Source organism: Streptomyces graminofaciens (assembly GCF_030294945.1).
GTDB lineage: Bacteria > Actinomycetota > Actinomycetes > Streptomycetales > Streptomycetaceae > Streptomyces > Streptomyces graminofaciens.
In genome coordinates this window covers 4,193,465-4,206,146 of record NZ_AP018448.1, presented here as the reverse complement: position 1 = coordinate 4,206,146, position 12,682 = coordinate 4,193,465, and the positions used below count along the sequence as shown (strand labels likewise).

10 protein-coding genes are annotated in these 12,682 nt (G+C 71.7%); 7 read left to right on the top strand and 3 right to left on the bottom strand.

The window, feature by feature from the left end:
• Positions 1 to 21 precede the first annotated feature (21 nt).
• The 5 genes from SGFS_RS17960 (at position 22) to SGFS_RS17940 (ending at position 7,288) form a co-directional block, all read left to right on the top strand.
• Positions 22 to 1,647: a PfaD family polyunsaturated fatty acid/polyketide biosynthesis protein gene (locus SGFS_RS17960; RefSeq protein ID WP_286251523.1), complete on the top strand. Its 1,626-nt coding sequence runs from the start codon at positions 22 to 24 to the stop codon at positions 1,645 to 1,647.
• Entirely contained in the window at positions 1,644 to 3,341 is a 1,698-nt protein-coding gene (locus tag SGFS_RS17955; protein WP_286251521.1) for an acyl-CoA dehydrogenase family protein, read from the top strand. The genes SGFS_RS17960 and SGFS_RS17955 overlap by 4 nt, the downstream gene beginning before the upstream one ends.
• 10 nt (positions 3,342 to 3,351) lie before the next feature.
• Positions 3,352 to 5,130: an acyl-CoA dehydrogenase family protein gene (locus SGFS_RS17950; protein ID WP_286251519.1), complete on the top strand. Its 1,779-nt coding sequence runs from the start codon at positions 3,352 to 3,354 to the stop codon at positions 5,128 to 5,130.
• Between the two features lie 80 nt (positions 5,131 to 5,210).
• Positions 5,211 to 5,975, top strand: a complete 765-nt coding sequence (locus tag SGFS_RS17945; protein WP_286251517.1) for a 4'-phosphopantetheinyl transferase family protein — start codon at positions 5,211 to 5,213, stop codon at positions 5,973 to 5,975.
• Between the two features lie 23 nt (positions 5,976 to 5,998).
• Positions 5,999 to 7,288: an NAD(P)/FAD-dependent oxidoreductase gene (locus SGFS_RS17940; protein ID WP_286251516.1), complete on the top strand. Its 1,290-nt coding sequence runs from the start codon at positions 5,999 to 6,001 to the stop codon at positions 7,286 to 7,288.
• Between the two features lie 84 nt (positions 7,289 to 7,372).
• On the opposite strand, the gene SGFS_RS17935 is transcribed toward SGFS_RS17940, so the two are convergent.
• Both SGFS_RS17935 and SGFS_RS17930 read right to left on the bottom strand, forming a co-directional pair.
• The gene (locus tag SGFS_RS17935) at positions 7,373 to 8,254 is read right to left on the bottom strand and encodes an AfsR/SARP family transcriptional regulator (protein WP_286251515.1); all 882 of its coding nucleotides are present in this window, start codon (positions 8,252 to 8,254) and stop codon (positions 7,373 to 7,375) included.
• Positions 8,255 to 8,483: 229 nt separating this feature from the next.
• The gene (locus SGFS_RS17930; protein WP_286251514.1) at positions 8,484 to 9,119 is read right to left on the bottom strand and encodes a MerR family transcriptional regulator; all 636 of its coding nucleotides are present in this window, start codon (positions 9,117 to 9,119) and stop codon (positions 8,484 to 8,486) included.
• 88 nt (positions 9,120 to 9,207) lie between these two features.
• Here SGFS_RS17930 and SGFS_RS17925 point away from each other — a divergent pair, with 88 nt between their 5' ends.
• Complete coding sequence (locus SGFS_RS17925) at positions 9,208 to 9,633, top strand: DUF3291 domain-containing protein (RefSeq protein ID WP_286251512.1); 426 nt, start codon at positions 9,208 to 9,210, stop codon at positions 9,631 to 9,633.
• A 325-nt stretch (positions 9,634 to 9,958) separates the two neighbouring features.
• Here SGFS_RS17925 and SGFS_RS17920 read toward each other — a convergent pair whose 3' ends face one another.
• Entirely contained in the window at positions 9,959 to 11,503 is a 1,545-nt protein-coding gene (locus SGFS_RS17920; protein ID WP_286251511.1) for an MFS transporter, read from the bottom strand.
• Positions 11,504 to 11,817: 314 nt separating this feature from the next.
• On the opposite strand from SGFS_RS17920, the gene SGFS_RS17915 reads away from it, so the two are divergent.
• The gene (locus tag SGFS_RS17915; protein WP_286251509.1) at positions 11,818 to 12,528 is read left to right on the top strand and encodes a TetR/AcrR family transcriptional regulator; all 711 of its coding nucleotides are present in this window, start codon (positions 11,818 to 11,820) and stop codon (positions 12,526 to 12,528) included.
• The last annotated feature ends 154 nt before the right edge of the window (positions 12,529 to 12,682 follow it).

Sequence of the window (12,682 nt, the reverse complement as noted above, 5' to 3'; positions counted from 1 at the left end):
GCCAAGGAGCTTCGTTTTCCCATGGACATTCGCGACACCCCTCTCCGGTGGTACGGAGAGCGGTACCCCAGCACGGACCCCGCCGGCATCTACCACGTGCTGGCCGACCTGGACCAGCCCTGCTTCATCACGGTCACCCCCGAGGGCATCGGCGCGGTCTCCGGAGGCTTCGCCGCCGCCGAGGGCGACGGCCTGCCGCTGCTCGCCGCCGCCCAGCCGCTGCCCCCGGAGCGCCTCGGCTCGGCCGCCTTCCGCGCCGCGCACGGCGTCGCCCAGCCCTACATGGCCGGGGCCATGGCCGGCGGGATCGCCTCCGCCGACATGGTCATCGCCCTGGCGAGGGAGGGCTTCCTCGCCTCCTTCGGCGCGGCCGGCCTGCTGCCCGAGCACATCGAGCGGGCGCTGGCCCGGTTCGCCACCGAGATCCCCGGCCTGCCGTACGCCGTCAACCTGATCCACAGTCCCAGCGAGGACCGGCTGGAGCGGGAGGCCGTCGAGCTGTTCCTGCGGCACGGTGTGCGCTGCGTGGAGGCGTCCGCGTACATGGGCCTCACCCCGCACGTCGTGCGCTACCGGCTGGCCGGGCTGCGCCGGGACCCCGACGGCCGTGTGGTCGCCGAGAACCGGCTCATCGCCAAGGTCTCCCGGGCCGAGACCGCCGAGCGGTTCATGCGCCCCGCCCCGTCCACCCTGGTCAGCGCCCTCCTCGAACAGGGCCTGATCACCGCCGACCAGGCCGCGCTCGCCCACCACGTGCCGCTCGCCGACGACATCACCGTGGAGGCCGACTCCGGCGGCCACACCGACCGGCGCCCGCTGCCCGCGCTGCTGCCGACCATCCTGCGGCTGCGCGACACCGTGCAGCGGGAGTTCCGCTACGCCGTGCCGGTGCGAGTGGGCGCGGGCGGCGGGCTCGGCACCCCGGCCGCGGTGGCCGCGGCCTTCGCGATGGGCGCCGCGTACGTGGTCACCGGCTCGGTCAACCAGTCCTGCCTGGAGTCCGGCGCCTCCGCCAAGGCGAAGGCCATGCTCGCCGAGGCGGGCATCGCCGACTGCGAGATGGCCCCGGCCGCCGACATGTTCGAGATGGGCGTGGAACTCCAGGTCCTGAAGAAGGGCACGTTCTTCCCGATGCGGGCCAAGCGCCTGTACGAGCTCTACCAGACGTGCGACGGCCTGGAGGCGATCCCGCCGGCCGACCGGGCCAAGCTGGAGCAGCAGGTCTTCAAGCGGTCCCTGGAGGACATCTGGCAGGACTGCGTCACCTACTTCAGCCGCCGCGACCCGGAACAGCTCGAACGCGCCGCGGGCAACCCGAAGCGCCGGATGGCGCTGGTCTTCCGCTGGTACCTGGGCATGTCGTCACGCTGGGCGGTCGTCGGCGACGAGGACCGCGCGATGGACTACCAGGTCTGGTGCGGCCCGGCGATGGGCAGCTTCAACGACTGGGTGACCGGCAGCTACCTCAAGACGCCGGGCAACCGCCGGGTCGCCGACGTGGCCCACCACCTGATGCGCGGCGCCGCCTTCCACACCCGGCTGGCCCAGCTGCGGACCGCGGGCGTGCACATCCCGCCGTCCGCCGCCGACTACCGGCCCGTTCCGATGGAGAGCCCGGCCCCCGGATCCTCGGTGGGGCTGCGATGAGAGCGCTGACACCCGAGGAACTGGAGGAGCGGCTCGGCGACCCCGCCGACGCGACCAACCCGTACGGCTTCGCGGCCGCCGTCGCGCGCGACGAGCGGGAGGAGTTCCCCGAGGAGCTCTGCAAGGAGCTGGTCCGCGCCGGGTTCCACCTCAACTACCTGCCCGTGGAGTGGGGCGGCGCCTTCGAGTCCTTCGACCGCAGCCTCACCCTGGTCCGCTCGGCCGCCCGCCGGGACGTCAACATCATGCCCGGCACGATGTTCAGCATCATCGCCGCCACCTGTCTGCAGCTCCACGGCAGCGAGGAGCAGCGGCGGCGGGCCGCCGAGATCCTGTGCGGCGGCGGCGCGGTGGCCTTCGCCCTCACCGAGGCCGCGCACGGCAGCGATCTGCTCGCGGGCGAGGTACGCCTCAGCCCGGACGGGGTGCTGAACGGCGAGAAGTGGATGGTCGGCCTCGGCCGGCGCTGCGAGGCGGTCTACGTGGTCGCCCGCACCGGTGAGCGCGGCCCGGCCGCCTTCTCGGCGGTGCTGCTGGAGACCGCGGACGTGCCCGAGGGGCGGCTGGAGCGGGTACCCGCGCCGCGCACGGGCGGAATGCGGGGCATCGACCTCGCGACCCTGCGCTTCCACGACACCCCGGTTCCGGCCGAGGCGCTGGTCGGCAAGGAGGGCGAAGGCCTGGAGGCCGCCGTCAAGGCCCAGCAGGCCGTACGGCTGATGAGCATGGCCGGCAGCCTGGGCATCGCCGACACCGCCGTACGCCTCGCCCTGGACTTCGCCACCGAACGGCGTGTCGGCCGTACGGTGCTCGCCGAAACCCCCTACGCCGAACGGGAGCTGGCCGTCGCCTCGACGGCGCTGCTCGCGGCCGACGCGGTGGGGCTGAGCGCCGCGCGGGGCGTGCATGTGGTGCCGGAGGCGTTCAGTGTGTGGGCGCTCGCCGCCAAGCACGTGGTCGCGGAGGCCTCCGACGAACTGATCCGGCGCTGCGGCACGGTCCTCGCCACCCGCTCGGTGCTGCGCGAGGGCGCCCCGGGTGCCGGGCTGTTCCAGAAGCTCCAGCGCGACTCGGCGGTGGTCCGCGTGATCGACGCCAGTACGCTCGCCAACCTCCGCTCGTACGCGGGCCAGCTGCCGACCCTCACCGAGGGCGAGGGCCGTCCCGACCCGGCCGCCGTGGAGAAGGTGTTCACCCTCGACGCCGAGCTGCCGCCGTACGATCCCGCCCGGCTCGACATGTTCGCCCGCGGGGCCGACCCGGTCCTCGCCGGCCTCCCGCAGGCCGCGGCCGTCGCCGACGAGCTCGGTGAGGTCGGCGTCCTCGTACGACAGCTGGCCGACGCGGTGGCCGGGCTGGGGGAGCTGACCCGGGCCGCGCGAAAGCCCGGCGCCGACCCGAACGCGCTGGTCGACGCCGCCGAGCGGTACGCGTGGCTGCACGCCGCCGCGTGCTGCCTCCACCTGTGGCGCGCGGGCCGCGACCGCTCCCTGTACGGCGCCGAACCGGGCGACACGGGCTGGCTCGGAGCCGTGCTCGGCTACCTGCTGGCCCGCGCCGACGGCGTGGACCCCCGCCGCCACGGGGCCCTGCTGACGCCCGCGCTCGACGCCGTCCGCGCACTGCGGGACTCGGGCCGACTGTTCACCGCCCTGCCCGTACGCCTGGCCGCCTCTCATCAGACAGCCCGTTAGGAGCGCACTCATGTCCAAGGCAGATCTCGTCGCCCTGGCCGCCGAACTGGAGCGGTACCTCGGCGACCCGTACGACGCCGAGAGCCGGATGTCCTTCGCCCGGGTGCTGCGCGGCGACGAGCGCGAGGAGTACCCGCACTCCTTCGTGAACCAGCTCCGCCGCTTCGGCGTCCACGAGTACTCGCTCCCCGCCGAACAGGGCGGCCGGGCCGGCAACGTGGAGACCGGGTTCAACCTGATGCGGATCGTCGCCCGCCGCGATCCCACGACCGCCACCGCACTCGTCATCACCAACCTCGCCTTCATGCCGGTCTGGATCGCGGGCACCGACGAGCAGAAGCAGCGGCTCATCGCCGACTTCAAGCACGGCGGCGGACTGTCGTGGGGACTGTCCGAGCGCGACCACGGCAGTGACCTCCTCGCCAACGAGACGGTCGCCGAGAAGGTCGACGGGGGCTACCTCCTCACCGGCGAGAAGTGGCTGATCGGCAACGCGACCGTCGCCGACAAGATGGCTGTCTTCGCCCGCACCGGCAAGCGCGGCGGCCCGGCCGCCCACTCCATCTTCATCCTGGACAAGACCACGGCCGCGCCGGACACCATCGAGGAACTGCCCGGCGAGCCCCTGCACGGGCTGCGCGCCCTCGACCTGAGCGGGGTGCGTCTGAAGGGCGCGTTCGTGCCGGACGAGTGGCTGATCGGCGGCGAGGGCCAAGGCCTGGAGATCGCGCTCAAGGCCAGCCAGGCCATGCGCGCCGTCATCAGCAGCCTCGCGCTCTCGGCCGTCGACACCACCCTGCGGGTCAACCTCGACTTCACCGAGAACCGCGTGCTGTTCGGCGGCGCCGTCAGCGACGTCCCCTACACCCGGCGCCAGCTGACGGAGGCGTTCGCCGACCTGATGGTGGCCGACGCGGTGAGCATCGGCGCCTCCCGAGGCCTCCAGGCGGCCCCGGACCAGGTCAGCGTCGTGTCCTCGGTGGCCAAGTACCTGCTCCCCACGCTGTTGGAGAAGTCCATGGCGGAGCTGAACACGGTGCTCGGCGCCCGTATGTTCCTGCGCGGGCAGGGGCACTACTCCATGCATCAGAAGATGCTGCGCGACCTGCTGGTGACCAACTTCGCCGACGGCAACACCGTGGTGAACCTGCGCAACCTCGGCCATCAGCTCGGCGGGCTGCTCAACACGATCACCAGCGCCGGCCCGGAGACCGACGCGCGGGCCGCCGAGCGCGTCGAGGTCCTCTTCGGCATCGACCGCGAACTGCCGGTCTACGAGCCGTGGAAGCAGGAGCTGTTCAGCCGGGGCCTCGACGACGTCGTGCAGGCCGCCCCCGACGGACTGCTCCGGCTGCGCGCCCTGGCCGCCGCCGCCAAGGGAACCGAGCGCGACCGGCTGCGGCTGGCCGCCGACGTGGCCGAGGAGATACTCGACCGCGTCTGGCCGCTCGCCGACCGCGCGGCCGCCTACAAGACCTCGATGGGCCGTGCCTACGCGCAGTCGCCCGAACTGTTCGACATGGCCAAGGAGTACTGCCTGCTGCACGCCGCCGCCGCGTGTGTCCACACCTATGTGCACTCGCACGAGGTGCTTGAGGACCCGCTGCCCAGCGGGGCGCTGCTCCTGCTGCAACTGGAGCGACTGCGCAGGCAGTTGTGGCCGCACGAGCTCATCACCGACCAGTCCGTCGTCGACGAGGTCATGCAGGTGCTGCGCCACCTCCACCGCGAGAACCGGCTGTTCTCGCACTGGCAGTTCCCGCTCGCGGAGCGCGCCGACGACCTGTAGGCCGCTCCGCCGTGCCCCGGGGGCGTGTGGCGGAAGCCCCCACACGTCCCAGCCCGCCCCCGATCGCCGAGGAGTGCCGTGTGACCCGGAGTGAGACGACCCATCTGTGGCTGCTGCCCGAACGGGCCGTGGACTCCTTCGCCGACGCCCTCGGCGGCACCCGGCTGCTCACCGCCGAGGAGCAGGTGGGCCTCGACCGCCGGCTCACCCTGGGCGCGCGGCGCCGTTACCTCGGCGCACGCCTGCTGTGCCGCTACGCGCTCACCGCCCGCACCGGCCGCCCGCTGGACCACTGGCGCTTCACGACCGGCGGTCACGGGCGGCCCGAGCCCGAACCGGCCCACGACGGCGTACGGTTCAACCTCTCGCACAGCGCGGGGCTCATCGCCTGCGTCGTCACCCGGGGCCGCGGCTGCGGCGTCGACGTGGAGAGCACGCCCGCCTCCGCCGAGCTGACGGCCCATGTGGCCCGGCGGCTCGCCCCGGCCGAGCGGGCGGAGCTCTTCGACGCCGCGCCCGGTGCGCGGGGGGCGCTGGCCAGCGAGCTGTGGGTGCTGAAGGAGGCGTACCTCAAGGGGCTGGGCACCGGGCTGACCCGGGACCTCGGCTCGTTCGCCGTCGCACACCGTGCGGGGGACCGCATCACCGTGCGGGACCCGCTGGGGCCGCCGGGCGCGGACGCCCGCTGGTGGTTCGACCTGCTCCGTCCCGGCCCCGGCCACGTCCTGGCGGTGGCGACGGAGCACGGCCGGCCGGGAGGCCTGCGCCGCACCGACCTGGCGGACCTGACCGACCCCTCCGCTTCCTCGGGTCTCACCGTTTTCGCCGACCTCTCGTACGTATGACACCGATTGTGAAGGACATGACCATGCCGCAGCCCACCATTCCCCGTATCGCCGTCGTCGGTGCCGGTGTCTCCGGTATCTCCGCGGCCTACCACCTGCGCGACCGCGCCCGCATCACGATCTTCGACCGCGAGGACCGGATCGGCGGCCACGCCAACACCGTGGAGGTCGAGGAGAACGGCAGGACCCTCGGCATCGACACGGCGTTCGTCGTGTTCAACCGGCCCGCCTACACGAACCTCTGCGAGTTCTTCGAAGAGCTGGGCGTGGAGATGGTCGAGCACAAGGGCGCCTTCAACTTCTTCGACCTGGACAGCGGCCTGGAGTACGGCACCAGGGAGTTCGACCTCGCGGAGGAGGAGGTGGCGGCCCGCTACTCGGAGGAGTTCCTGACCATCTGGCGCGACGCGCGCCGCTTCCACACCGAGGGACGCCGGGACTTCGTCCGCAAGAAGGCCGACATCCCGCTCGGTGAGTACCTCGACCGGGGCGGCTACAGCCAGGCGTTCCGCACCTCGTACGTCATCCTGCTGTGCTCGGCCGTCTGGTCCATCCCCGCCGAGCTGATCTGGAAGATGCCCGCCAGCACCGCCATCGCCTTCTTCATGGGCCACGACGAGGGCGGTCTCGGCGGCCGCGAGGTGGACTGGCGCACGGTCGGCGGCGGTTCGATCTCCTACGTCCGCAAGGCGCTCGCCGCCATCGGCGCCGACATCCGCACCGGCGAGCCGGTCACCTCGATCCGCCAGGACGACGACGGTGTCATGGTCACCACGGCCAAGGGCAGTGAGCGCTTCGACCACGTCGTCGTCGGCGCCCACGCGGACGAGGCGCTCGCCATGCTCGACAACCCCACCGAGCGCCAGCGCGAGGTCCTGTCCAAGGTCCGCTACAACGGCTCCCGGGTCGTCCTGCACACCGACCCCTCGGTGATGCCGGCCGACCGTGAGCGGTGGGAGGCCTGGAACTACGGCAAGGTGCAGGTCGACGGCCAGGACCGCACATATGTCGCGTACTACATGAACAAGCTCCACGGATTCACCGCCGAGAAGGATTACTTCGTCACACTCGACTATCCGCGGGAGGTCGCCCCGGAATCGGTCATCGCCGAATTCCCCTACACGCACCCGATCATCGACGTGCCCGTCCGTGAGATGCAGAAGGACATCTACGACGTGAACATCGGAACCCGGGTCAAGCTGTGCGGTTCGTACTTCCACGCGAAGCGTCACGGTGTGGACCAGATCGGGTCCCACGAAGCCGGGTATTCCTCCGGAATGGACGTCGCTCGGCAGATCGTCGGCGAGCTCTGATTCCCTCACCCGTAAAACGCCTTGCGCCCCCGCTTTCCGGCGGGGGCGCAAGGCGTTTTACGGGTGCCGGGGCCTTTCGGCTCCTCACACACGTGGGGACAGCAGGACCTGTCCGCTGAGCAGCTCCGCCAGATAACCGAACACCGAGTGCACGGACTCGTGGTCCGCCTCGGGCCGGACGGCCTCCCGGGGTCGGGCGTCGGGGGCGGGCGGCACGAGGGAGCGGGCGCCGATGCGCGCGAGGCGTGCGGTCAGCAGCGGCGTGCGGTCGGCCTCGGCGGGCAGGTGGCGACGGGCCCGGTGGTAGACGCCGATCGCGTCGGCCTCCCGCCCGCAGCCGCACAGGGCCTCCATCAGCTGGTCGTGGAAGCGCTCACGACGCGGATGGGCGGCGGTGACCTCCTCCAGCTCGGGCACGATGTAGCGGTGCAGGCCGGCGCGGAGCGCGCAGTCGAAGAGCAGCTCCAGGGCCTGCTGCCGTTCCTCCTCCAGACGGGCCGTCAGCTCCGCGCACAGGGGGCCGTGGGCGCCGCCCTCCAGTACGGTGCCGCGCCACAGTCCGAGCGCCTCGCGCAGCGCCGTGCAGGCGTTCTCGGGGTCCAGGGCGGCCGTTCGACGCGTCCGGTCCAGCGCCTGGCCGAAGCGCCCGAAGTCGGTCTCCTCGGGGGCGGCCTCTAGGAGGTATCCGGAGCCCCGTGCCACGAGCCGCGGCGCGTTCGCCCGCTCCGGCTCCACCTCGAGCAGGGCTTTGCGCAGCAGCGAGACATGGGCGTTGAGTGTGCTCGCCGATTTTCGTGGCGGTGTTCCGCCCCACAGTTCCCTGACGAGTGTCTCCCGCGGCACCGTGCGATTGGGGTGAGAGAGCAGAGCGCCGAGCAGCAGGCGTTGTTTGGGAGCATTGAGCGGAATGTGTCGGTGGCGGACGTCGTCGTACAACTCGGGTGATCCCAGAATTCGGAAGCGCATTTTCTTTCCTCCCCGCGAAGTGTTTCGGGCACGGTGGGCGTGCCGTCCGTTCGCACCGAGAAGACCATGCGGAAGGGCATGCGTTCCTGAGTTGTGGGTACTCAGTTGTCCATGTGGAAAGCAGAGTCCCGCACCGGTGGAGAGCGCGGTATCCGAAGGGAATTGAGTACCTCTCACTCACGCCTGGCCGTGCTCCGGGGCGCTGAAGTGGGGGAGGCGGGGAAGCGGATCAGGTGCCGTACCGGGCCTGGGACTCGGCCTCCTGCGCGAGCCGGCGCAGCGCGAGCAGCGCGGGCTCCAGCAGGAACGTCAGCAGCACCGCGCGCTCGGCCTTCTCGATCGGGTCCAGCGGTGCCTGGAGCTGGTCGAGGTCCAGGGCGGCGGTCTGCTCCGCGAGCCGGGCGTAGGGCACGAGCGACCGCCAGTCGTAGTCCACGCCCAGCGAGCGCAGGGTCTGCAGCGTCTCGTCGATGACGTGCCGGGCCGGGTTGTGCTCCGTGGTGGACCATCCCATCTCGGTGAGCAGGGCGCCGGCCTCCGAGTCGCCCGGTGCGCAGGACTCCGGTTCGCCGGGTTCCTCGCCGGGTTTGGCGGAGGTCGACAGTCCGAAGACGAGGCCGAGCATCGAATGCGTGTCGGTCTCGCCCTCGGACATGGCGTCCAGCACGTTCCTGGCCGCGCTGACGGACAGTCCCCGCACCCCGATCAGGGCGCGGATCAGCCGCAGCCGGCGGACGTGGTGCTCGTCGTACTCCGCCTGCGTCGCGGCGGTCGGGCGACCGGGCGGCAACAGACCTTCTCGCAGGTAGTACTTGATCGTCGCGGTCGGCACACCGCTGCGACGGCTCAGCTCCGAGATACGCACAGCTTTTCCGCTCCATCCACTGGCAATTGGGCAGTGTCACTGTCTAGTATAGATACCGCCACTCACCAACTGTGGAGGCGAGACTACCGTGCCCACTCTTCCCTGGGCGAAGCCGAACCCGGCCAGGCCCGACACCACCGCCTTCGTCATGGCCTCGCGGCTGGAGGTGCGGTCGATGAAGGACGTACCGCGCTTCTTCCTGAAGTCCCTCTCCGCCTGGGGGCAGGTGCGCAAGGCGCCCGGGGCGCTCGGCGCCTCCCTGGAGGCCCAGCTGACGAAGGGCGTGTTCTTCACGCTGTCGGCCTGGGAGAACCGCGACGCCTTGTACAAGTACGCGAGGACGGAACCCCACAAGAGCATCATGATCGGCCTGCGCTCGACCATGCGTGACTCGACGTTCACCTTCTGGGAGGTGCCGGTCGAGCAGCTGCCGATCGACTGGAAGGACGCGAAGCGGCGCATCGACGACCAGGCGCGCGCCGACGCGGCCGGCGGCGGAACCGCCGCCCACTGAACGTCCGGTCCGGGGACACCCCCGCCCCCGGGCCGGGCCAGCAGAACAGAGGCCGCCCACCGTTAAAGGTGGGCGGCCTCTGCCGTGTGTCCGCGTGGGCGTGTCAGTGTCCGCGTCCGCGTCCGCGTCGCGCGAACGGTGTGGTGCGGTGTCTCTCCGGTGCCGATGGTTCTCCGGTCCCGGGCGTTTCCCGGTCCCGGTGGTTCGGATGGTTCGGACACAGGCTCAGGCTGTGCCGTCTCGTACGGACGTCACAGCCTGAGCCTGCCTTGTGCCGGGCGGCGCCGCGTCCGACCGGTGCCGGGTGCGCGGTGCCGCGTCCGTCCTAGGCCGGATGTGCGGCGCTCTCCGCCGGCTCCGCCGCGCGCGTGTGCTGCTCGTCGACGGGTTCCGGTCGCGCGGAGGGGCGTACGACGAGCAGGACGAGGACGCCGGCGACGAGGGCCGCGAGGCCGCTCGCCAGGAACGCCAGGTCCAGACCGGCGGCGTAGGCGTCCTCGACGACGGTCGCCGCCGCGGCCTTCGACTGCTCCGGGACCCCGGCGAGCACGCTCGCCGACTGCCCTCCGGTGACGAGTTCGGCCGCGCTGTCGGCGTCGTCGAACAGCCCGCTGTCGGTGAGCTTGGTCGCGACCGCGCCGGACACGAGGGTGCCCACGGCCGGGATGCCCAGCGCGAAGCCCAGCTGACGGAAGGTGTTGGCGGCGCCGCCCGCCATGCCCGCGCGGTCGGCCGGGGCGGCGGCGAGCGCGGCCGAGGCGAGGATCGGCGAGGCGATGCCGACGCCGAGGCCGGTGAGGAGGAAGCCGGGCAGCAGGGCGATCCAGCCCGAGGAGCCGGTGACGAGCATTTCGAGCAGTGTGCCCGCGCCGATCAGCAGCAGGCCGGCGCCGATCGGGTACTGCGGCGGCACCTGGGCGAGGAAACGGCCCGCGAGCCCCGCGGCGACGAACGACATGAGGCTGAGCGGCATCAGGATCAGGCCCGCCTTGACGGGGCTGAAGTCGAGCACCGTCTGGGCCCACACCGACACGAACACCAGATTGGCGAAGGCGGCGGCGCTGAACACGAGGGCCCCGGTCATCAGGCCGCCGAAGGACGGGGTGCGCAGCAGGCCGAGGTCCAGCATCGGGTCCCGCCTGCCGCGCTCGGCGAGCACGAACAGGATCAGCGCGAGCGCGCAACCGCCGAACAGCAGCAGGGTGCTCGTCGCGCCCCAGCCGTCCTCGCCCGCGCGGATCAACGCGAAGATGAGCAGGGTCGAGGCGAGTGTGAAGGTGACGGTGCCCGGCAGGTCGACGCGACGGTCGGTCCGGGTGGACGAGCCGCTCAGGTGCTTGCCGCCGATGTACAGGGCGACGGCGGCGACGGGCAGGTTGACCAGGAAGATCCACCGCCAGTCGAGGTGCTCGGTGAGCACGCCGCCGAGGATGGGCCCGGCGGCCGCGGCGGCGCCGTTGACCGCGCCCCACATGCCGAACGCGACGCCGCGGTCACGGCCCTCGTAATTGCTCGCGAGGAGCGCGGTGTTGGTGGCGAACATGGCCGCCGCGCCGAGGCCCTGTACGCCGCGGGCCGCGATCAGCAGCTCGCTGCTGTTGGCGAGGCCGCAGGCGAGTGAGGCGACGGCGAACACGGCGAGACCGGCCAGGTAGACGCGGCGGGCGCCGGTGAGGTCGGACAGCGAGCCGAGCGCCATCAGCAGGGCGGCGAGCACCAGGACGTAGATGTCGACCACCCACTGCAGGGCGGAGAACGACGCGTCCAGGGAATCGGTCATCTGGGGCAGGGCGACGCTCACGATGGTGACGTCGACGAGGAGCATGAAGGTGCCTAGGCACACGGCCAGCAGTGGCATCCATTTACGCATGGGCGTGGAGCCTCTCCGGGAGGAGTGGGTCGGGATCGAGTGGGATGGATCGAGGGGCGCGCGTGGGCGCCCGGGTGCGGCGCGAGGGGCCACGGACGTATCGGGACGAGAGTCGTGCGGGCCGCCGGCCGTACCGGACGGGTGGTGCGCGCGGGTCGGCCCAGAGGGTCGACGGGAATCCTCTTAGACAGTGGCTAATAGATTACAGCATCCTCTTAGACAGTGGCTAATAGGTTAGGGTTGGACCTGATAACGCGTCTGGTGGGAACTGCCGCCGCCGCGCCGACCGACTCCCATTGATAGGTGGTTTCGCCATGTCGCAGACAGCGCCCCGCCGCAAGTCACGCGCCTCGGCGGGCCTGCCGCCGATCACGGCGGACAAGATCATCGACAGCGCGCTCGAACTCACCGCCGAGCGCGGGCTGGACGGCTGGTCGATCCGTCAGGTCTCCACGAAGCTCGGCGTCTGGCCAGGCGTCATCGCCCATCACGTCGGCGACCGCGAGGCGGTGGTCATGGGGGTCACCGATCGCGTGATCTCCCGGATCCCGGTGCCGGACACGGACGTGCCGTGGCGCGACTGGTTCGGCACGCTGATGCTCGAAGGGCGGGCGGTGCTGCGGCAGTACCCCGGGGTGGCCCGGCGGATGGTCGTGGTGGGGCCCAATGTCCCGGCGGCTCTGTCCACCATCGACAAGGGCATAAAGGTGCTGCTGGACGCCGGGTTCGGCGGGCAGGCCACGCAGATCTACCGCTACCTCCTCAACAGCGCCTTCATGCTGGTGGCCGTGGAGGACGACCGTGGTGACTTCCCCACGGCGCGGGCGGACATGGGCCGCGCGATGGCGGCCTTCGCCGACGACGACTCCCACCCCGGCCTCGCCGCCGCGGCCGCCCAGGCGATCGCCCGCAGCGAGGCCCAGGCCGACCACGCCGAGCACGAGCTGGACTTCTTCCGCTTCACCGTCGAACGCTCCCTGGACGGCGCCGAAGCGATGCTGAACAGGCCCGCTGACAGTCGCTGACGCGTCCCTGGCAACGAATCCGCCGAGTTCGAACGGCCGGCGAAGCCGTCCCGAAAGGGGCGCTCCGCCGGTGCGAGGCCCCGGCGACGACGTCGGCCGGCCGGCCCGCGCCTGACAGCGATCCGGGCTCGCTGGGTGAGCCCTCCGGTGCGGG

Coding starts and splice junctions, on each gene's coding strand:
- SGFS_RS17960 (WP_286251523.1), top strand. CDS start 22: ATGGACATTCGCGACACCCCTCTCCGGTGGTACGGAGAGCGGTACCCC.
- SGFS_RS17955 (WP_286251521.1), top strand. CDS start 1,644: ATGAGAGCGCTGACACCCGAGGAACTGGAGGAGCGGCTCGGCGACCCC.
- SGFS_RS17950 (WP_286251519.1), top strand. CDS start 3,352: ATGTCCAAGGCAGATCTCGTCGCCCTGGCCGCCGAACTGGAGCGGTAC.
- SGFS_RS17940 (WP_286251516.1), top strand. CDS start 5,999: ATGCCGCAGCCCACCATTCCCCGTATCGCCGTCGTCGGTGCCGGTGTC.
- SGFS_RS17935 (WP_286251515.1), bottom strand. CDS start 8,254: ATGCGCTTCCGAATTCTGGGATCACCCGAGTTGTACGACGACGTCCGC.
- SGFS_RS17920 (WP_286251511.1), bottom strand. CDS start 11,503: ATGCGTAAATGGATGCCACTGCTGGCCGTGTGCCTAGGCACCTTCATG.
- SGFS_RS17915 (WP_286251509.1), top strand. CDS start 11,818: ATGTCGCAGACAGCGCCCCGCCGCAAGTCACGCGCCTCGGCGGGCCTG.